This window comes from Commensalibacter sp. M0355, from assembly GCF_016101365.1.
Lineage (GTDB): Bacteria > Pseudomonadota > Alphaproteobacteria > Acetobacterales > Acetobacteraceae > Commensalibacter > Commensalibacter melissae.
The window spans coordinates 318,974-339,405 of record NZ_JACFQQ010000003.1; the positions used below are offsets into that span (position 1 = coordinate 318,974).

A 20,432-nucleotide genomic window follows, 5' to 3' on the forward strand; every position below is an offset into this window, starting at 1 on the left:
AAAACAATCTAATAAATTGTAAACCGCTTTTAAATGATTTAGTTATTAATATTAATCAAGCGGTTTAAGAAATTATTGTTATATTATTGCAATAATTATAATAAGAAATAGTTCTGGTGTAAATTATTTTATCGTATTTCTTGCTGCTTGTAATGTATTATGCAACAAACAGGCAATAGTGACAGGACCGACACCACCAGGGACAGGTGTAATTTTTGCAGCTTTACCCAAAACCTCTTCAAAAGCGACATCACCTATCAGTTTGGTCTTGTTATCTTTTGTCGTGATACGGTTAATGCCGACATCTATAATAGTCGTACCTTCACTGATCCATGATCCTTTAACGAGCTCACTGCAACCAGTCGCAACAATAAGAATGTCTGCTTGACGGGCAAGTTTTTCAGGATTGCGTGTATGAATGTGGGCAATAGTTACAGTGCAACCTTCTTGTAATAAAAGTTGTGCCATGGGTTTGCCCATCAAGTTTGACGCTCCAATAATGACTGCATGTAATCCTTTCAAACTGGAAAGTTCTTTTTGCAATAACATTAGACATCCAAGTGGGGTGCAGGGTATAAATCCGTCTTTATGTCCGAGCGCAAGTTTTCCTGTATTATAGGCTGTCAAGCCGTCAACATCTTTATGAGGGGTGATTGCCTGAATAATGGTGTCTGCATTCAACCCTTTTGGAAGAGGTAGTTGTACGAGAATTCCATGAATATCAGGGTCTTTATTCAATCTTGCAATTAGATTCAGGATTTCTTCTTGTGTGGTTGTTTCAGGAAGAAGATGCATAAACGAACGCATTCCCACCCTGTGTGTCTGTTTTGTCTTGTTTCTGACATATACCTCGCTGGCAGGGTCATTGCCGACCAAAATGACGGCAAGACCAGGGGTTACATTTTTTTCCTGCTGCAGCTGCTTGACTTCCAGAGCTATTTTCTGGGTCATGTTTGCGGCAAAGCCTTTGCCATCAATTAATTGCGTTTTCATAAGATATCAGTGACCTTTATTATATTCAACTGGTTTTGGGGAAAGATAAAATCATATTGTTTCTTTTGTATTGTTTGCCCTGATGTCCCATTCATTGGCGATTGCTGCAATAATTCCATTACCCAAAACACTTGTTGCAGTTCTTGCCATATCAAGAAACTGATCAATTCCGACAATTAATAGCAGTCCAGCTTCGGGTATTCCAAAACCTGGCATGACAGCGGCGAGCATTACCATTGAGGCGCGTGGAACTCCTGCGATGCCTTTACTGCTGATCATCATGACCAGGAGCATCATGATTTGTTTTTCAATGGGCATATGAATACCATAGGCTTGTGCGATGAAAATGGCGGCAAATGAAATGAACATCATGGTTCCACAAAGGTTAAAGCTATAGCCTAAAGGAACGACAAAGCTAGATATTTTGGGTGGAACACCGAATTTTTCAAGCTGTTCAAGTAATCTTGGAAAGGCAGACTCACTACTGGCGGTTGCAAATCCCACCATTACAGGTTCGGCTATGAATGGAAGAAGTTTAAACACTTTTTTTCCCATCATGAAATAACCAGTTCCGATCAAAATAATGAACATGACGAGAATGACAGCATAAAACTCGATCAAAAACAGTCCATAGCTTTCAATTACATGTAATCCATTACGGGTTGCTATTGAAAGAAGTGAAGCAAAGACAACCAATGGTACAATAATCATGACCATATCGGTGACTTTCAGCATAACTTTGCCTACACCATCTGTTACATCTCTTACCAGTTGACATTGTTTGTCAGGTAAAGCGGCTAAAGACAAACCGAAAAAGACAGCGAAAACTACCAACTGTAACATATCGTTATGAGCCATTGCGTCAATGACACTATCAGGAACGATATGAAGTGTAAATTTAATAAGGTCAAAATGATAAATTGCATGAGACTCAGAGACAGGTGGTAAATTATGCGTAAAATTCTTGCCTGGCTGGATGATATTGGCGGCAAGCATTCCAACACCCAAGGAAACGATAGAGGCACCGATAAACCAAAAAATAACCTTGATCCCGATGGTTTTTATGGTTTTAGTATCTTGAACGTTCCCAATCCCGGCAATGAGCGTAGCCAGAACCAGAGGTGCCACGATCATCTTTATCAGGCGCAAAAACAAATTGACAATTAATTCAGACAAGGTCAGAATAAAATTTGATAACGTTATTGAGCCATTTGCTGACTTATAGATAATAACATCTCCAAAAGCATGACAGATCAACCCAAAAACAAGTCCCAAGATCATGGTGGAACCAATTGTAACCGCATGTTTGACAAGGGTACGTGATGTAGAAGGGTTATTATATTGGAGCTGGGTTTCTGCCATACTTTATATTTCCTCAAGTCATAAATTACACGATTAAATCTTTTTTAGGTAACGAAGGAAGAGAGAGTCAAACTAATTTTTTACTACGTAACAAACAGAATGCAGCGATTGTGACCATACAAGTTATTTGTCCGTTTTGAATCATTTCCTCAAATTGAGTTAACGGGATTGTATGACAGGTCATATGCAGTTCTGTCTCTTCGCGTTTCGGGGAATGTTGTGTTAAATCAGTGGCAAGGAAAACGTGACCTTTTTGGGTTGAATAGCCTGCCCCCTGATATAATATACCTCCATGTACCATATTGGCGGCACGCAAACCTGTTTCTTCTTCCAGTTCTCCGGCAGCAACCATCTCGGGGGTGGCATCTGGTTTTAATTCCCACATTCCCATCGGCAGTTCCCACATAAATTTACCCACAGGATATCGGTATTGTCGAATAAGGGTGACTATTTTAATTCCCTCATTATTAATATGCAGTGGTAAAATAACAGCGAATTCGTTTCGTTCTACAACACCAAACATGCCTTTTAACCCATTAGGATAGCGTATGATATCCTCACGGATTTTTAGCCAACGGTTTTCATAGGCAATACGTGATGATTCCGGAACAATCCCGCCTGGATCTACTTGACCAATAATTTTTTTGTCCGTGTCTAGTTTTTGGGGCATTGTTGTATCCATTTTTGTAGGGTTTCTTAATCTTTGTTTTTCAGGGTGGATTTTTTTTCTTTCCATAATTCTGCGAAATCAATGGGTTGCAAAAGAATAGAAGGTAGATTGGATGTGCGGCTTATATTCAGGATGATATTGCGAATTTCTGGAAATAATAATTCTGGAGCATGTATCATCAACAATTCTTCTATATTGGCAGCCTTTAAAGTGGGAAGAGTCACAACTGCACCATATTGCAAGTCAATTTCAAAAATAGAAGTTGGTCTATCATCATCTTCAAGTTGTTTTTGGCTGGTACAATTTAGGATAACGATAATTTCGAATTGGGGGTAATCCTTTTCAATTTGCTGGGCATTGACATTAACGGTTACGGTAATGTCGGATTTTGGAGATACCTTAAGAAAAACTTTGGGTGTATTAAAAATTTTTACGTTTAATTCTCGAATATATTCAATGTTGGTGACTAAATCCTTAACTGGGATGATAGGTAAAAAAAACGTTTTTTCTTCATGTTGTTTATTAGACATTGAGCATTCTCTTTTAAATTAAATATTTATAGGTATAAAATTATTAATAAATTGAATCGAAAGACCTGTTTATAAAATCAAATTGTTTTTTTTGAAAGTTTTTTTGAGGAAAGCAAAAAACCGAATACAGGCAAAGGTTGCCAATTTTTTGGAATCTCTGATTGGTGAATCGGGATTGTCAAATATTGTGGTACGGGTTGTTCATGATTGATTAGTAAATGTCTGTAGGCAGTAATTTCCTGTTTCCGCCATTCGCAATCCTGATATGCTTTTTCATAAGAATGATAAATATTAGCGATGTATCGTTTGTTTCCGATATAAAAAATGTTGGCCCATATTTTGTTCTTTATTTTTTTAAATGAAACAACTTCATGCATAGCTTTTTGATTTATATAAGAAAAAACGATTTATCTTTTTATAACTATATGGTTATTTTTTGTTTTTTTTAAATTATTATTTTAAATGTTTTTTTTATCTGGATTAAAATTCCTTATTTATGTAAGGGTTTGTGTATTATATACTGGTCATATTCATAATGTTTGATTATGGTTGGGTTAGGGAGATCATATCGTGTTGCGATTAATTATCGTTGTACCATTCCTGGTACTTTTAATTATCTTTTTCTTGTTAAATATGACGCCTGTGCCAATGAATTTCTTTTCTGCTAATTGGCAAAGTTCTGTCGGAATGATTGTATTGCTGGCTGGAATCATTTCTTTTGCAATAGGAGCTTTAACAGTTTTCACCTCCTTGGTCAGTCAATGGAAAAGAGCCAGAAAGGCAGAACAGAAAATACGTGATTTGGAAACACAGTTAAATGAATTGCGGGCCCAGTATATAGCCCTGACTCAACAGAATACAACGCAGCAGGGAACAGGACAGAATGGGACCCCAGTTCCAACAGCAACGTCTGCCTTTTCCTCTGCCGAGGTTGAACCTTCGCAACAGAATTCAGAAGAATAGATTTATTTCCCCATATTATAATAAATAATTGATAGATCACTTAAGAAATATAATGACAAAAACCGGCTTGATTCTTGCGATTGACACAAAAGATTATGATTTGGCTGAGCAATGGGCTCAAATTGCTGATTTAACAGGGCAAATGATTAAAATAGGTATGGAGTTTACCTACGCTTGCGGATTTGATGCGGTCAGGAAACTGGCTAGGGGTCGGCAAGTTTTTCTTGATCTGAAACTGCATGATATTCCCAATACCGTTGCATCTGCAATTGCCAGTTTGGTTTCTGTAAAACCAGCCATGTTGACTATTCATACGTTGGGCGGAAAAGATATGATTAAAGCCGCACGTAAGGCAATAGATGTCAATTTTCCTGAAAATCAGAAACCGTTATTACTTGGGGTTACGGTTCTGACCAGTATGGATCAGGAGAATTTAAATAGTGTAAATCTTCATACGACACCTATTGAACAAGTAATGAAACTGGCAGGAATGGCTTTGGACGCTGGTGTCGATGGTCTTGTTTGTTCACCCGAGGAAGTTGCAACTCTGCGTAAGTTTTATGAAGATAAAGTTGTATTAGTGGTACCGGGAATAAGGTTGGAAAATGCCAAAACAGACGATCAAAAACGAATCATGACACCCGCGTTGGCACATAAGGCGGGTGCAAATTGGATTGTAGTGGGTCGGCCAATAACACAGTCAGCTAATCCACAACAGGCGGCTGGGGAAATCATTTGTCAGTTACAAGATTAATTTTATGGTTTCTATCAAGATATGTGGTGTAAGAGAAACGGCGACTTGTGATTTATTGTTAAAATTACGGGTCAATTGGGTGGGATTGGTTTTTTATCCAGCGTCTCCGCGTTTTTTATCTGTTACCCAAGCAAGACAGTTACCTGATTATGGTAAGGAAGGTCTGTTAAGGGTTGGTTTGTTTGTTAGGCCAAAATTAGATGATATAAGAAGAATTCTTGACAAGGTTCGGCTGGATGTTCTGCAACTTTATTGTTCTGACAAGCAGGCGGAAACTATTCGAGAGGAAATCGGTCTGCCAGTTTGGTTGGCAAGGGGCGTTAAAACGCGTTATGATTTGCTTGAACCTTGCCAGGTTGATGGAATGGTGATTGAGGCGCCATTTTATGAATCGGATACAAGACCAGGCGGTAATGGACGCAAGTTTGATTGGTCCCTTACTAAAAACTGGAACCCGGCAAAGCCATGGTTGCTGGCAGGTGGATTAACACCCGATAATGTGCAAGAAGCCATTCAGCAGTCAGGTACAGAGGCAATTGATATCTCATCAGGGGTTGAATCTGAACCGGGGAAAAAGGATCCAATCCTAATTCAACATTTTGTAAAAAATGCCAGACAAGAATATAATTGCGAATAATTATTATTGAACCTGAAATGCCCATTATGGGATTATTTCAAGAAAGGGTGTATCCTTCCTCTTCAATCGCTTTTTTGAGTTCATTCTCATTGACAGAACCGGTGATTTTTAATGTTCCGGTTTTCAAGTCGACATTGGCCTCCTGAACATCTGGAAGGGCTTCAACAGCTTCTTTTACAGCGTGGACACAATGTTGACATGTCATTCCTTCGACATGATATATTTTCATGATGAAAATCCTATTTAGTTAATGACTATGAAAGTTAATTATTATAGCATGTTTTATATTTTATACTAATTCTTATTTGCATACCGATAAAGTGTAGGATTGGTCGATTATGTCTGCAGCATTGGAAAATAAAGGAATTGATTTTGTAATTCGTGGAATGACATGTGCATCTTGTGTCAGACGTGTTGAGAAAGTCATTAAGCGTGTTGCAGGAGTTGAAGATGTCAATGTGAATCTGACATTGGAACAGGCCAGGGTCATTCCAAAACCAGCTATCCAACAACAAAATTTAATTGCTGAGATTGAGACGGCTGTCACAAAGGCTGGTTATCATGCGGAATGGCTTGATCCTGGTCATGCAGCTATCAACCTGAATGGGGATCGTGATGAAAGGGATTTATATCATTGGATTATCGCGGCCTTATTTTCCGCACCATTATTGGGTTCAATGATTGCTGGCAGTTTCAACCATCATTGGATGCTTCCAGGCTGGGTTCAGTTTTTATTGGCAACTCCTGTGCAATTCTGGTTAGGAAAACCATTTTATATTGCTGCTTATCGTGCGGTAAAATCAGGAAATGGAAATATGGATTTGCTGGTGATACTTGGTTCAGGTACCGCCTGGATTCTGAGCACATGTTTATTGCTTTCATGGTTGTTGGGTTATTGCAAGGTTGAGCCTGATCTTTATTATGAAAGCGCCTCATTGATTATAACCTTTATTTTACTGGGGCACTGGTTGGAAAAGCGGGCAAGATATAAAGCCGCTGATTCAATTAGGGCATTACAGGCTCTGCGTCCTGATACAGCTTGTAAACTGGTTGATGACAAAGAAATATCAGTTCCCCTCGATCAATTAATGGTTGGTGATCAGGTTGTTGTTCGTCCAGGTGAAACAATTCCTTGTGATGGTGTGGTCATACAGGGTGAAAGTGCGGTTGATGAGTCGATGCTGACTGGGGAAAGCCTGCCAATCGAGAAAAAAATTGGGGATAAAGTTACTGGTGGTTCATTAAATGATAATGGGCGTTTATCAATTAAGGTTGAAAAAACCGGGAGACAGACAAGATTGTCCGCTATTATCCAATTGGTTGAAAATGCACAAGCCTCCAAGGCGCCAATCCAAAAAATGGTGGATCGGATAAGCAGTATTTTTGTACCTGTTGTTATTATTCTGGCATTATTAACCTTTCTGGGTTGGTGGTTGATAAACGGTCTTTTTGTAATAGGGTTAATGCATGCCGCTGCCGTATTGGTGATTGCCTGTCCTTGTGCATTGGGTTTGGCAACGCCGACAGCTTTAGCCACTGGATGCGGGGCAGCAGCTCGTTCTGGTATTTTAATTCGTGATGCTGAAACTTTAGAGAGAGCGGTGCATGTCAAAAAGGTGGCATTTGATAAAACAGGAACCTTAACAGAAGGAAAACTGTCAGTCGTTTCAATTGTTTCTTTATCCGATTTTTCAAAAAAAGAAATTCTCTATCATGCAGCCAGTTTGTCTTTATCAAGCGAACATCCCTTGGCAAAGGCACTGCTATCTGAAGCCTCCTCTTATACTATTTCTTTGAAACAACCAGAAGAATTCCGGGTTATAAAAGAACAGGGACGTGGTGTCATGGGAAAGATAAAAGAACGGGTTTTCTTATTGGGCAATCAGCAGATGGTTGAATCGCATGGGTGTAAAATTCCTGATGTGCCGTCAGAAATTCGATCATCAACTTTATCCTGGCTTCTTGAGAAGATGCAAGATTCCTATCGTTTATTGGGTATTGTAGCTTTTGAGGATCATGTACGGTCTGGTTCGGTAGAGGCGGTTCGACGATTGAAAGAGCATTCAATCCAATCAATTATGTTGACGGGGGATAATGAAGCTGTCGCCAAAAAAATTGGTAATATATTGAGAATAGATGACGTTAAAGCGAATCTGACACCAGAAGATAAACAACAGTTTATCAAGAAACATGGTTCAAAGGGTATCGATCATCAGTCAATTGCCATGGTTGGAGATGGAATAAATGATGCTCCGGCCTTGGCAGAGGCGGATCTTGCCATTGCAATGGGCGAGGGGACGGATGTGGCGGCCGAGGTGGCTGGGATCGTATTGATGCGGAATAATCCTGAATTGGTCGCTGATACGTTGGACATTGCCAAAAGAACTCATCAGCGTATCAAGGAAGGGTTGTTTTGGGCGTTTATCTATAATATTATCGGTATTCCTTTGGCAATGCTCGGATTTTTAAATCCGGCTATTGCAGGGGGCGCCATGGCTTTAAGTAGCGTATGTGTTGTTATGAACGCTTTAAGGTTATTACGCTGGAAAGCAAGAGTCTAGATAAGATCTCCAAAATTCAAAATCTTAATTCTTATAATAGTGTTGTTAATTTAGGATATGGCCCGGTTTTGCTGGTTGGCAATTTGCAGTCCTAATTTGTTGAATAAGGTCAAATCACTGCTTTTTTCTGGATTGGGACAGGTTAGCAAACGTTCACCCAGAAAAATAGAATTGACTCCAGCCAGATAGCACAAGGTCTGCATTTCATTACTCATCTCCGTTCTGCCGGCTGCCAATCGGACATAGCTTTTAGGCATCGTGATTCGGGCGACAGCAATTGTACGAATAAAATCAATAGGATCTATGGGGTCTGCATTGCATAAAGGTGTTCCTTTGACGCGGATAAGCATATTGATAGGCACGCTTTCCGGATGTCTGGGTAAATTGGCAAGGGTTGCAATCATGCTGACACGGTCTGTTTCATCCTCATTCATTCCGAGAATACCTCCACAACATACTTTGATACCGGCATCACGAACAAAAGCGAGGGTATCCAGACGATCCTGGTATGTACGGGTTGAGATGATCTTTTCATAATGTTCTTCAGAAGTATCAAGATTATGATTATAATAATCCAGTCCAGCGTTTTTAAGTTTTTCAGTTTGTTCCAGATTAAGCATTCCTAAGGTTACGCATGTTTCCAGCCCAAGATTTTTAATGCCTTCTATCATGGCACAAACGGTCTCGAGATCGTGATCTTTCGGGGAACGCCAGGCGGCACCCATACAAAAACGTGTCGCACCTTCCGCTTTGGCAGCGCGTGCTTTTTCAAGCACTTTTTCAACGGACATAAGACGGTCTGCCTTAATTTTTTCTTCATGTTTTGCACTTTGTGGACAATAAGCACAGTCTTCGGGACATCCTCCACTTTTGATCGAGAGCAAGGTTGAAACCTGAATTTGTGTTGGATCGAAATTTAATCGGTGGGCAGTTTGTGCTTGGTAAATAAGCTCGGGCAACGGGAGCTGAAACAAAGAAGCGATTTCCTCCTTGGTCCAGTCGTGACGAATTGGAAAATGATATTCTGTCGCTAGTTTATGGCCTTGCTTATGTGACATTCATAAATCCTTGATGAATAAATTAGATATATGATTATGAAATCAAAATCATTATATATCGTATATTGTTGTAAAATTATATGAATATATATATGGAAAAATGGGATAAAAAAGGGTTTTGAACAAGGATAAGTGATTTTTGGGTCGTATAATTCCTGATTATATTCATGTGTAAGGATCGTAACTAAAAGTGACATAAGAGATCTTAAATGGATGAATGGATTATTACACAGAAACAAAAAGGGATAGGAATTTTAATATTAAACCGTTTCAAAGCTCTGAATGCAATTAATGATTTATTTCAGAGACAAATAATAACAATTTTAAAAAAATGGCAAGATGACCCTTCCATTCATGCTGTATTAATTAAAAGTAGTCAAAAAAAAGCTTTTTGTGCAGGTGGTGATATTCGCCAGATTGCCAATTTTGTACGAGAGGGAAATTATAAAAAAGCATTAAGTGTTTTCCAGCATAATTATCAGCTTGCATGTTTTGTTGCCCATTATGAAAAACCGATAATTTCCTTGATGGATGGAATTGCGATGGGGGGTGGGATTGGTCTGGGGTCATATGTTCCATATCGTATTGTTACTGAATGTTCAATTTTGGCAATGCCAGAAGTCATGATAGGGATTGCACCGGATGCAGGAACAAGTTTAATTTTTCAAAAAGCTCCAGGTTTTACGGGGTTGAGAGCTATGCTTACCGGGCAGCGTTTAAATGCAGAGGAAGCGATTCAGCTTGGTTTTGCTGATTATTTTATTTATTCGTTTGAATTGGAAACCGTGTTATCAGAATTGGAAAGTAATAATATAAAGCAAGTTTTGGCTCCTTACAAAAAAGAAAACCGAATTGATCATGGATTTCTGGGACAAATAAAACGAGTGTATGATGCCTCTTCAGTTGATATGATAATCGAAAGATTAATGGGGAGCGTGTATGAATGGTCAAGAAAAGATTTATTCTCTATTTTAAAGGCCTGTCCTTTTTCTTTAAGAGTTGCGTTTCAGGCATGGCATCGTAAATTATATAATTTGGAATCTGTTATTAAGCGTGATGAATGTGTGATAAACCATCTTATCCAACGGGCCGATTTTTTAGAAGGGGTGAGGGCTGCAGTTATTGACAAGGATCATAACCCAAAATGGAATCAGGTGCCAATTTCAGAGTCCGAGATTAATTCCTGTTTTGACTATTGAATTTAATAAAAATATCTAGTCATTTTCTCATACTACGGTTTACTATAGTTGTTTTATAATTTCTTAATTAAAAATAAAATTGATAAGGAAAGCGTGGCACTATGAAACATTGGGATATTGAACAGGTTAACTGGGATAAATTTGACCCTTCATTAATAGATGCTGATATTGTTCCTTTGATAAAAACAGCTGCTGTTGTTGAACGAAATAGTGTAGACTATACGGTTTATTTGACAAATATATTTGGTCATGATCCTGAATTGACAAAGCTTTTCAGGAAATGGGAAGATGAAGAGGTGCAACATGGTGAAACATTGGGACGATGGGCCATGATGGCTGATCCTGCTTGGGATTATCAGGAAAGTTATAAGCGTTTCAGAAATTTTTATAAAATTGACTTAAAGACGGATCACTCAATCCGTGGATCACAGGCGGGAGAATTTATCGCCCGGGCTATGGTTGAGGTTGGCACTTCATCTTATTACAGTGCCTTGGCAGATTATGTAAAGGAACCTGTCCTGAAGGAGATATGCAGACGGATTGCTGGAGATGAATATCGTCATTATAAATTGTTTTATGATTATGCTAAATTATATTTGAAATCTCAAAAGCTCTCCAGGTTGCAACGAGCCAGGATTGCCTTGGGTCGTATAATTGAAAGTCAGGATGATGAGCTTGCCTCGGCCTTTCATGCCACCAATGAGCCCCATGGAATGCCATATAATCATAAACGATGTATAGCCCTTTATATGGAAAAGGCCATGTCATTATATAAAATCCATCATATTGTCAGGGTGGTTAATATGGTTTGTAAGGTTATTGGGTGGATGCCTTCAGAAAAATGGCAAAGATATTTGTCTAAATTGATACTAATGATTATTAATAAACAACAGAAAGCCTATACCAAACAAGTTTTATCTATAATATAACAATTTTCTGAACAAGAGTGGGACATTAACAGGGATGGATTCTTTAAAGCTTGGTTTTTTTGATAATTTGATACATGAAGCAACAGCAGCGGTTATAACACGTGTGTTAGAGGCCCATGGAATAACGGATATAGAATTAATTACCGGTGAATGTAAGGATTTGATTCAGGAGCTGACTGCTGGGAAAATTGATTTGTTTGTAAGTGTATGGTTGCCTGATATTCATGCCGATATCATTCAATCCAATCCGAATTTCAAGGTGATTGGAAATCTTTATCAACCCTCTATCTCTTTTGCTTTGCCAAAAAAGTTTCAAGAACATATAGGTTCTATTGGTCAACTTATAACAGCTTCATTTCTTCATCGTGAAATCACGGTTTGTGAAACTTTGCAGGTTTTCGCGAATAAAATCATGAAAGAATATGGTTTGATCGAGGCTGGTTATCAATTGAAACCTATTGCAGATGAAGAGACGTTGACTCATTATCAGGAAATAATCCACTCACAAGAACCCGAGTTAATGATGCTTTATGAACCGGCATTGTTCACGGATTCAGGAAATTTTTATCGTCTGAGGGAATCCGAGAATATTTTTATACGGAAACAAAAAGCGGCCATGCTATTAAACCCCAATTGGATTCAGCGATTTGGGGGTGACTTGATTGATGAGCTTGAGGAAATGATGTTGGGTAATCAGATTGTTCAGTTCATGGAAAATGCAATACGCAATCAGGGGATGAGTGCCGATGAGGCGGCAGAAGCTTGGCAGCGTGGTAAATTGGTTGTAAGAGCATAATGGCCCATAAAAATGATCAGCAAGATTTGGGGTTGGCAAGGCAATATGAGGCCTATCCGTATCCCGAACGCAATCCAAAGGATGAAACCAAACGCTTATTAATAGGCAGTCCAAGCCATTTGAATGAAATTGATTATTGGGTATTTGGAGGATATCGTTCTTATACGCAACCATTAAGGATTTTGATTGCTGGTTGTGGAACCGGTGATGCAGCAATCATGGTGGCTCAACAAATGGCACGACACCAACGTTCTGGTGAAGTGATCTGTTTGGATCGGGCCGAGGCAGTTTTGAAAATTGTTAAAGAACGGGCAGCTACACGGAAATTGAGTAATATCCGTTATGTTCAGGGTTCAATTCTTGAATTACCAGATTTAAATCTCGGGTTGTTTGATTATATTGATTGTTGTGGTGTTTTGCATCATTTGCCTGATCCTGCTGCTGCCCTGCAAATATTAAGGGAACAACTAAATCCTGGCGGCGGGATGGGATTGATGGTTTATGCTCCCTATGGTCGTACTGGCGTTTATATGGTGCAGGAAGCATTATCCAAACTGACCTCTTTGTCAGATCCACCAGTAAAGCGTTTGGATGTTGCAAAAAGAATCATGAAGCATCTTCCATCGACTGCCTGGCTCAGATTTAATGGAAATTTTGGTGATCATTTAACTGGAGGTGACGCTGGTCTGTATGATCTTTTATTAAACCCGCGTGACCGATCCTATAAAATTGCTGAATTATGGGATCTGTTGGATAAAAATGAGTTGGCGGTAAACTGTTTGGTGGAGCCTGCGCGTTATGATCCTGCTTATTTAATAACAGATCCAAAGATCAGAGAAAAATTCAGGCAGTTTGATATAAGAACACAGGCTAGTCTGGCTGAATCTTTGGCTGGGAATATGTCAACGCATGTTGTGTATGTGCGTCGCGCGGAAGATAATATACAATTTGCTGATCCATGTGCCTCTGATTCAATTCCTTTTATGCGGGAAACGCCTGGAGAAATACTTGCCAATCAGATTTTACCATCCAATCTGCTTCCTTATTCTTTTGGAATGTTGACGATTATGCTTCCTTTACCTGCACAGGCACGCGGGTTTTTGGGACTTGTTGACAATCGCCGTTCGGTTGGAGAAATAATTGAGATTGTCAAAAAACGGGGTATTGAGGAACACCGTATTTTACCTTTGTGGAAGCAGACTTTTGAAATTTTACGAAGTATTAACCAGCTTTTTGTAAGATCTGCCGTTTAATTTATTTTATTGGAATCATTATTATGAAATGTGCATTTTTATTCCCCGGTCAGGGAAGCCAATATGTTGGTATGGGTAAGGCATTGGCTGAAGCATTTCCAATTGCCAGAGAAGTCTATGAAGCGCTGGATGAAACGTTAAAGCAGCCATTATCCAAAATTATGATGGAGGGGCCTGTGGAAGCGTTGACTTTAACGCAAAATACACAACCTGCATTAATGACACATTCTATGGCCGTAATCAGGGTTTTGGAAAAAGAATTTAATATTGATGCCAATCATCTGGTTTCAATGGCAGCAGGACATTCCTTGGGTGAATATTCTGCTCTTTGTGCTGCCAATGTGTTTGATTTTGTTACAACTGTCAATTTGTTACGGACGCGCGGCAGTGCAATGCAAAATGCGGTACCGGTTGGTCAGGGAGCAATGGCTGCACTTATAGGCGTCACGATTGGACAGGTTCAGGATTTATGTAAACAGGCCACGCAGGGAAATTCGGTTGCTGTAGTTGCCAATGATAATGGTGCATCTCAGGTTGTGGTTTCTGGTCATATGGACGCGATTGAACGGATTATAGCCATAGCCAAGGAAGCTGGTATCCGTAGAGTTGTTAAATTGCCTGTGTCAGCACCATTTCATAGTCCGTTAATGGAACCCGCTGCCCGGGAAATGCGGGATGCCTTGGCTAAAACAAATCCCAAACCATTTAATTTTCCTGTTATCGCAAATATAACCGCCTGCCCTTATGAAAATTCTTCTTTTGTCAGGGATTCATTGGTTAGACAAATAACAGGTTCTGTAAGATGGGCAGAAACTATGCGATATATGATTGATCAGGAAGTTGATTTTTTTGTTGAAGTTGGTGCAGGTAAGGTTTTGTCTAAAATCATGCAGCGTACTGCACGGGATAGCAAGGTTTGTTCTGTTGATACACCTGCAGATCTTGAAGAATTTGCAAAAATTCTTTCTGCTTTTTAAAAGAACACAAGGATTATGAAGATTATGTTCAGACTAGATAATAAGGTAGCGTTGGTTACTGGTGCCTCGGGTGGAATTGGTCAAGCGATTGCCAAGGCATTTGTTCAGCAAGGGGCAAAGGTTGTTTTGTCGGGAACCAGGGAAAACGTTTTAAGAGAGGTTCAAAAAGAGTTGGGTGAACAGAACGCATTTGTTCAAACAGCCAACCTCAAGGATCAGGAATCTTTAAAAGCGCTTATCCCGAATGCAGAGAGGCAGGCAAATGCACCTGTCGATATCCTGGTTAATAGTGCCGGATTAACGCGGGACAATCTTTCAATCCGAATGAAGGAATCGGAATGGTCCGAGGTTCTGGATGTGGATTTGTCTGTGCCCTTCCAATTATGTCAGATTGCGTTAAAGGGAATGGTTCGCCGGCGTTCAGGACGCATTATCAATATCGCTTCGATCATTGGGTTTATTGGTAATGTTGGTCAGGCCAATTATTCAGCTGCAAAAGGCGGATTAATCGCTATGAGTAAAAGTCTGGCGTTAGAAGTGGCGAAAAAAGGCGTTACCGTTAATGTTATTGCCCCCGGTTTTATTGAAACACCAATGACTGCCGTATTATCAGAAGAGCAACAATCTAGATTATTACAAAGAATTCCAAGAAATAGAATGGGACAGGTGGAGGATGTTGCATCCGCAGCTGTCTATCTGGCTTCTGAAGAGACAGATTGGGTTACTGGAACATGTTTGCATGTTAACGGTGGCATGTATATGGTGTAAAGATCCTTGCTTTGTGAACCATTTGAACATTTTATAAAATTATAATATTGCTTTTGCTTGGTTATTTGGGGGAAATGTGATATTTCCCCAATACCGTTGTGATAAAATCGTATAAAGTTCTAAAAATTCTTTGGAACTTTGGTAATATAGTATAAACATGTAAGCTTTATAGCTGTAAAAGGACGAATATAATGAGTGAAATTGCTGACAAAGTAAAAAAAATTGTTGTTGAACATCTTGGTGTTGAAGAATCAAAGGTAACGCCTGAAGCTTCCTTTATTGATGACTTGGGTGCGGACAGCTTGGATACAGTTGAACTTGTTATGGCTTTTGAAGAGGCTTTTAATGTGGAAATTCCTGAGGATGCCGCAGAAAAGATTGCAACAGTCAAGGATGCTATCGATTATATTGAAAAACAGAAACAAGCATCTTAATTAAAAGTCTATAACATTATCGATTCATAAAACTTACAGGATAATTTAATGACGAGTACAAGTTCATGGCCACACCGCAGGGTAGTTGTTACTGGAATGGGGATTGTAAGCCCTCTTGGAATTGGTATCGATAATGTTTGGAAAAGACTTGTTGCAAGCGAAAGCGGCATTGATAAAATCAAAAGTTTTGATGCTTCACGTGTTGCTGCACGTATTGCCGGGGAAGTTCCTGAAGGTTCAAAGGGAGAGGGCAGGTTAAACCTGTCTGAATGGATCCCCGTTAAAGATTTAAAGAAAATGGACCGTTTTATTCAATTGGGTTTAGTGGCGGCTATTCAGGCAGTGGAGGATTCTGGCTGGACACCCAAAAATGAAGCGGATCAAATGGCTACCGGTGTCATGATTGGTTCAGGAATTGGTGGGCTGCAAACCATTTATGAAACCTCAATCAAGGTTAATGAAGGTCAGGCTCGAAAAGTTTCTCCGTTCTTTATTCCATCTGCCTTGATTAATTTGGTTTCAGGATATGTTTCCATCAAATATGGCTTTAAAGGGCCCAATCATGCGGTAGTGACAGCCTGTGCAACAGGAGTGCATGCTATTGGAGATGCAAGCCGTTTGATTGCGCTTGGCGATGCTGATGTAATGATTGCCGGAGGAGCGGAAGCGGCTGTATGTGAATTGGGTATTGCAGGGTTCTGTTCTGCCAGAGCATTATCCACGGGGTTCAATGATACACCTACAAAAGCGTCAAGAACCTGGGATAAGGATCGTGACGGATTTGTTATGGGAGAAGGTGCCGGTGTTCTTGTGTTAGAAGAATATGAACATGCGAAAGCCCGTGGCGCAAAAATTTATGGTGAGGTGGCTGGATATGGCATGTCAGGTGATGCGTATCATATCACTGCTCCAGCAGAAGGGCATGAAGGTGCTTATCGTGCAATGGCATCGGCCATTAAGCATTCAGGATTATCATTGGAAGATATCCATTATATTAATGCACATGGTACATCAACCATGGCGGATGATCTCGAACTTGAAGCTGTCGAGCGGTTGTTTGGGGATGCAAGCAAACATTTGGCAATGTCTTCAACAAAAACGGCTATTGGTCATTTATTAGGTGCAGCAGGTGCGGTTGAGGCGATCTTCTCTCTATTATCAATATGTAATAATGAGGTACCTCCCACTTTGAATCTTGATAATCCATCAAGGGAAAGTGTCATTGATCGTATAGCTCATACTGCCCAGCAAAGAAAAGTTGATGCTGCCCTATCCAATAGTTTCGGTTTCGGTGGCACGAATGCGAGCCTGATTTTTAAAAGAATATGAAAATTTACTAAGATATATCATGGGTTAAATTGTAATGCGTCGATTGTTATATGGGGTCAGTGCATTACTTGTATGCCTGCTTGCTGTATTCTTTTACGGAAAATATACCTATTTTGCTCCCGGTCCTTTGGATAATGCTAAAAATGTGGTTATTGCCAAGGGAAATGTCGCGGCAATATTAAACCAACTTCAGAAAGAAAAGGTTGTCACTCAATCCTATTGGGGCGGTTTTATTTTTCGTAGTGGCATAAAGCTGACAGATAAGGCCGGGACGTTACACGCGGCTGAGTTTTCTTTTCCAAAGCAGGCATCGATTCAACAGGTTATCGATATCTTGCGGTATGCAAAACCTGTACAGCATAAATTAACCATTCCAGAAGGGCTGACAGCCTATCAGATTGCGAATTTGGTTAATGATGCTCCCTATATGATAGGACAGATACAGCCACCAGAAGAGGGAACGGTATTGCCCCAGACCTATGCCTATGAATGGGGTATGTCTCGTGAAAAGATGATATTCCGTATGCAACAGGCAATGCAGAAAAAACTGCAAAAAATCTGGGGTGAACGACAGGTTCTTGCTGAGATAAAAACGCAACAGGATTTGGTTACCCTTGCCTCAATTGTTGAGCGGGAAACCGCTTTAAAACGCGAACGTCCCATGGTTGCCCGTGTATTTATCAATCGCCTGCATCTTGGTATGCGATTACAATCAGATCCCACAGTGATTTATGCCCTGACTGATGGAAAAAATGATTTTGATCGCAGGCTAACTCGACAGGATCTGGAAATTGTCAACCCATATAACACTTATTGGACCAGCGCTTTACCGCCTACACCAATATGCTCTCCTGGTGAAGCCGCTATGGAGGCTGTTGCACATCCTGCAGAAGGAAAAATATTATATTTTGTTGCAAATGGAACGGGTGGACATAGTTTTTCAACAAGTCTTGCAGAACATAATCACAATGTTGCCGCGGAGAAAAAAAGATAGTTTTTAAAAACTATCTTTTAAAATATAGTATGGTTTTTTTATTTTCTGGATTTTGAAGGGGCGGGCAAATTTTCAGATTTAATATTATGTGATGAGGGGCCTTTTTGTGGGGCAAGGTCAATCGCACCTGAATCATCATTGGTATTGGCATCGCCATTATCATCCTCTACATTATGATTTTTGGATGATTTTTTTTCAGGTTGGACATTTTTTGCCATATTTGAATATTTGATCAGGATTTTACGCAGACGGTTTGCCGCTGGATTGTTAACGCGCATTGCCATGACAATATCTTCTGGTCCCACAATCTGGTTATAATATTTATGATTGGCACTACTGTTAATTTTTAATTTAGATCCTTTTAGAGATGCTCCGACAAATAATCCTGATGCTTTTTGCAGGTTATAAATATCGGCTGTATCCTTGTTGGCATCGCTACTGGATTTTGCTGCTGTTGCAGAGGCACTGGCTCCCATTGTGAATTGGCTGTCCAACAATTTGCGCAAACTGCGTTCGTTCATGATGAAAAGCATGACTTCTGTATTTTGTACACCAAGCTGTATACCAAAAGAGCCACTTGACATTTTGTAAAAAGCAGGACTGGACCAAGAATTTCTTGCATCCCTAGAAAGAAGCACACAATCTCCCCCGGAGCCTCCAAACACGAGGGAGATATGTGTAATATTTGGGCAAATCATCACTGCCCTGGCGTTTTTTAAACGGGTATAGACACGGCTGGATGTGGGAATATTTGCAAAGACATCCTCAACTGTTAAAAGAGAATGGTCCACAATAGATTGTACTTTGTCAGTTTTGGCCTTGGCATGCTGAAGAGAAAAAATTGACAGCATTGAAAAGCAAAACATCGTACCATATTTAAAGATGAAATTATTTTTCATAGGATTAACAATTTAGTTCAGGTTTGATGAAAAAGAAAAAACAGATCGGTAGTTTAACATAAAAGCGATTTATGATAAGGACATATGAAGTGTTTTCGAGAGGATATCCGAAATTCCTGGAGCTGCGGTTAAAATAGGTGTCATTTGATGAAGGCCACCATTTTCCAAGAAAGGTGAAATACAGGCACCAGATTCTCTAAGCAAAACGAGTGCTGCCGCCACATCCCATAAATTAATGGCCATTTCAAAATGTCCATCCAGTCTACCGCTCGCAACATCGACGAGGGACATGGTGCCAGAACCCAAAGTGCGAATCATTGCACCAGTTTTTAAGATAGCTTCTGCACTTTTTAGAAATTCATCGATTTTACTGACGTGACTCCAGCCCAGTTCAATCATGGATATTTTTGGATCTTTAACATCGGAAACATGAATGGGCTTTTCATTCATGAATGCCCCTTTTCCTAGACGGGCAGTATAGAATTCGTTTACGCATGGAGCTGCAATAATACCGAGAGTGGGAACATTTTCTTCCATAAGGCCAAGAGAAATACACCACCGATTTCTGCCACGTGCATAGTTTGATGTTCCATCGATAGGGTCGACAATCCATCTTAATGACCCTGAACGTGTTTTCCCCTTTTCCTCTCCTTGAAAACCATCTTCGGGAAAGAGGGATTGAATTGCTTTTGAAATATAAGACTCGATCTTGCCATCTGTTTCGGTCAACCAGTCTTGGGCATGTTTGAGGGATCCTTGGGGTCCCCCTGGACTGGGCCGCATTTGTAAGGCAATTTCAGATGCATTTTTGACAATTTCTTGTGCAGCTATAAAACGACGTGAAAGTGCGTCACTCATAATTGGTCTTAACCTTAAATGATTGAATGAATTTAAATCATGTGATTATAGTGAATTTTATCAGAAATATTTAATTTTTTATAGAATCAGATTGTTTACTATTTTAAGATAAAAACCTGATAAAGATGAAACGTATTATTTTTATTTAAAAAACAAGGAACAAATTATGTCTCAGGAAGTTAATTTGGTTGCTATACTGGAAATTGATGAAGGGGCTTGGTCAAAAATTTCAGATGCTGTGAATGTGTGTGTTTCTCGTTCAAGAGAGGAAAAAGGAAATCACAGCTATACAGCCTATTTTCAAAGTGACAAGCCTAATAAAATTGTTTTTATTGAATGTTGGGCAAATCAACAGGCTTTGGATGCGCATTGCGAAACGGAACATTTCCAGAATCTGATGCGCGTGGTAAAACCTTTTGCTGTGAAGCCCCTTGAATTACTGAATTTAATACCCGCAAAATAAATTTG

23 protein-coding genes are annotated in these 20,432 nt (G+C 39.7%); 14 read left to right on the plus strand and 9 right to left on the minus strand.

Annotated features, from left to right (window positions below; genetic code table 11):
* Nucleotides 1-123: 123 nt before the first annotated feature.
* The 5 genes from folD to H3T44_RS07345 form a co-directional block, all read right to left on the minus strand.
* Complete coding sequence (folD, locus tag H3T44_RS07325) at nucleotides 124-993, minus strand: bifunctional methylenetetrahydrofolate dehydrogenase/methenyltetrahydrofolate cyclohydrolase FolD (RefSeq protein WP_198196757.1); 870 nt, start codon at nucleotides 991-993, stop codon at nucleotides 124-126.
* Between the two features lie 51 nt (nucleotides 994-1,044).
* Complete coding sequence (locus H3T44_RS07330) at nucleotides 1,045-2,355, minus strand: dicarboxylate/amino acid:cation symporter (RefSeq protein WP_110439054.1); 1,311 nt, start codon at nucleotides 2,353-2,355, stop codon at nucleotides 1,045-1,047.
* Between the two features lie 67 nt (nucleotides 2,356-2,422).
* Nucleotides 2,423-3,025 carry an NUDIX hydrolase gene (locus tag H3T44_RS07335; RefSeq protein ID WP_198196758.1) on the minus strand — a complete coding sequence of 201 codons (603 nt, stop codon included), beginning with the start codon at nucleotides 3,023-3,025 and terminating at the stop codon, nucleotides 2,423-2,425.
* Nucleotides 3,026-3,051: 26 nt separating this feature from the next.
* Nucleotides 3,052-3,555: a protein-export chaperone SecB gene (locus H3T44_RS07340; RefSeq protein ID WP_198196759.1), complete on the minus strand. Its 504-nt coding sequence runs from the start codon at nucleotides 3,553-3,555 to the stop codon at nucleotides 3,052-3,054.
* A gap of 77 nt (nucleotides 3,556-3,632) precedes the next feature.
* A complete protein-coding gene (locus tag H3T44_RS07345) occupies nucleotides 3,633-3,932 on the minus strand; it encodes a hypothetical protein (protein WP_122124076.1) in 300 nt (99 codons plus the stop codon).
* Nucleotides 3,933-4,125: 193 nt separating this feature from the next.
* Between H3T44_RS07345 and H3T44_RS07350 the strand changes: the two genes are divergently transcribed.
* The 3 genes from H3T44_RS07350 to H3T44_RS07360 are packed head-to-tail and all read left to right on the plus strand — an operon-like array spanning nucleotide 4,126 to nucleotide 5,909.
* Nucleotides 4,126-4,518: a LapA family protein gene (locus H3T44_RS07350; protein ID WP_198196760.1), complete on the plus strand. Its 393-nt coding sequence runs from the start codon at nucleotides 4,126-4,128 to the stop codon at nucleotides 4,516-4,518.
* A 52-nt stretch (nucleotides 4,519-4,570) separates the two neighbouring features.
* The gene (pyrF, locus tag H3T44_RS07355; protein WP_198196761.1) at nucleotides 4,571-5,272 is read left to right on the plus strand and encodes an orotidine-5'-phosphate decarboxylase; all 702 of its coding nucleotides are present in this window, start codon (nucleotides 4,571-4,573) and stop codon (nucleotides 5,270-5,272) included.
* A 4-nt stretch (nucleotides 5,273-5,276) separates the two neighbouring features.
* Nucleotides 5,277-5,909 carry a phosphoribosylanthranilate isomerase gene (locus H3T44_RS07360; protein ID WP_155568540.1) on the plus strand — a complete coding sequence of 211 codons (633 nt, stop codon included), beginning with the start codon at nucleotides 5,277-5,279 and terminating at the stop codon, nucleotides 5,907-5,909.
* A gap of 37 nt (nucleotides 5,910-5,946) precedes the next feature.
* Here the strand turns inward: H3T44_RS07360 and H3T44_RS07365 are convergent, their stop codons facing one another.
* Nucleotides 5,947-6,138, minus strand: coding sequence for a heavy-metal-associated domain-containing protein (locus H3T44_RS07365; RefSeq protein ID WP_155565989.1), 192 nt, complete (start codon nucleotides 6,136-6,138; stop codon nucleotides 5,947-5,949).
* A gap of 109 nt (nucleotides 6,139-6,247) precedes the next feature.
* Between H3T44_RS07365 and H3T44_RS07370 the strand changes: the two genes are divergently transcribed.
* Nucleotides 6,248-8,470 carry a cation-translocating P-type ATPase gene (locus tag H3T44_RS07370; protein ID WP_198196762.1) on the plus strand — a complete coding sequence of 741 codons (2,223 nt, stop codon included), beginning with the start codon at nucleotides 6,248-6,250 and terminating at the stop codon, nucleotides 8,468-8,470.
* A 50-nt stretch (nucleotides 8,471-8,520) separates the two neighbouring features.
* Here the strand turns inward: H3T44_RS07370 and bioB are convergent, their stop codons facing one another.
* Nucleotides 8,521-9,528, minus strand: coding sequence for a biotin synthase BioB (bioB, locus tag H3T44_RS07375; RefSeq protein WP_198196763.1), 1,008 nt, complete (start codon nucleotides 9,526-9,528; stop codon nucleotides 8,521-8,523).
* A gap of 209 nt (nucleotides 9,529-9,737) precedes the next feature.
* On the opposite strand from bioB, the gene H3T44_RS07380 reads away from it, so the two are divergent.
* The 9 genes from H3T44_RS07380 to mltG all read left to right on the plus strand — a co-directional run bounded on the left by H3T44_RS07380 (nucleotide 9,738) and on the right by mltG (nucleotide 18,207).
* Nucleotides 9,738-10,727 (plus strand): enoyl-CoA hydratase/isomerase family protein, encoded by a 990-nt coding sequence (locus tag H3T44_RS07380; protein WP_198196764.1) that lies wholly within the window; start codon nucleotides 9,738-9,740, stop codon nucleotides 10,725-10,727.
* A gap of 101 nt (nucleotides 10,728-10,828) precedes the next feature.
* Entirely contained in the window at nucleotides 10,829-11,656 is an 828-nt protein-coding gene (locus tag H3T44_RS07385; protein WP_198196765.1) for an acyl-ACP desaturase, read from the plus strand.
* A gap of 34 nt (nucleotides 11,657-11,690) precedes the next feature.
* Nucleotides 11,691-12,452: a glycine betaine ABC transporter substrate-binding protein gene (locus tag H3T44_RS07390; protein WP_198196766.1), complete on the plus strand. Its 762-nt coding sequence runs from the start codon at nucleotides 11,691-11,693 to the stop codon at nucleotides 12,450-12,452.
* Nucleotides 12,452-13,705, plus strand: a complete 1,254-nt coding sequence (locus H3T44_RS07395) for a bifunctional 2-polyprenyl-6-hydroxyphenol methylase/3-demethylubiquinol 3-O-methyltransferase UbiG (RefSeq protein ID WP_122124067.1) — start codon at nucleotides 12,452-12,454, stop codon at nucleotides 13,703-13,705. Before H3T44_RS07390 ends, H3T44_RS07395 begins: the two co-directional genes overlap by 1 nt.
* A 23-nt stretch (nucleotides 13,706-13,728) precedes the next feature.
* A complete protein-coding gene (fabD, locus tag H3T44_RS07400) occupies nucleotides 13,729-14,682 on the plus strand; it encodes an ACP S-malonyltransferase (RefSeq protein ID WP_232347560.1) in 954 nt (317 codons plus the stop codon).
* 24 nt (nucleotides 14,683-14,706) lie between these two features.
* Nucleotides 14,707-15,450, plus strand: coding sequence for a 3-oxoacyl-ACP reductase FabG (gene fabG, locus H3T44_RS07405; RefSeq protein WP_155568532.1), 744 nt, complete (start codon nucleotides 14,707-14,709; stop codon nucleotides 15,448-15,450).
* Between the two features lie 191 nt (nucleotides 15,451-15,641).
* On the plus strand, nucleotides 15,642-15,884 hold the full coding sequence (locus tag H3T44_RS07410; protein ID WP_110439039.1) for an acyl carrier protein: 243 nt from the start codon (nucleotides 15,642-15,644) through the stop codon (nucleotides 15,882-15,884).
* Between the two features lie 48 nt (nucleotides 15,885-15,932).
* Entirely contained in the window at nucleotides 15,933-17,213 is a 1,281-nt protein-coding gene (gene fabF / locus H3T44_RS07415) for a beta-ketoacyl-ACP synthase II (protein WP_155568531.1), read from the plus strand.
* Between the two features lie 34 nt (nucleotides 17,214-17,247).
* Nucleotides 17,248-18,207, plus strand: a complete 960-nt coding sequence (gene mltG / locus H3T44_RS07420) for an endolytic transglycosylase MltG (protein ID WP_198196767.1) — start codon at nucleotides 17,248-17,250, stop codon at nucleotides 18,205-18,207.
* Nucleotides 18,208-18,245: 38 nt separating this feature from the next.
* Here mltG and H3T44_RS07425 read toward each other — a convergent pair whose 3' ends face one another.
* Both H3T44_RS07425 and H3T44_RS07430 read right to left on the minus strand, forming a co-directional pair.
* Nucleotides 18,246-19,106, minus strand: a complete 861-nt coding sequence (locus H3T44_RS07425) for a lipid-binding SYLF domain-containing protein (protein ID WP_232347561.1) — start codon at nucleotides 19,104-19,106, stop codon at nucleotides 18,246-18,248.
* Between the two features lie 69 nt (nucleotides 19,107-19,175).
* Nucleotides 19,176-19,964, minus strand: a complete 789-nt coding sequence (locus H3T44_RS07430) for an inositol monophosphatase family protein (RefSeq protein ID WP_198196768.1) — start codon at nucleotides 19,962-19,964, stop codon at nucleotides 19,176-19,178.
* 166 nt (nucleotides 19,965-20,130) lie between these two features.
* Between H3T44_RS07430 and H3T44_RS07435 the strand changes: the two genes are divergently transcribed.
* Nucleotides 20,131-20,427, plus strand: coding sequence for a putative quinol monooxygenase (locus tag H3T44_RS07435; protein WP_110439034.1), 297 nt, complete (start codon nucleotides 20,131-20,133; stop codon nucleotides 20,425-20,427).
* Nucleotides 20,428-20,432: the final 5 nt, after the last annotated feature.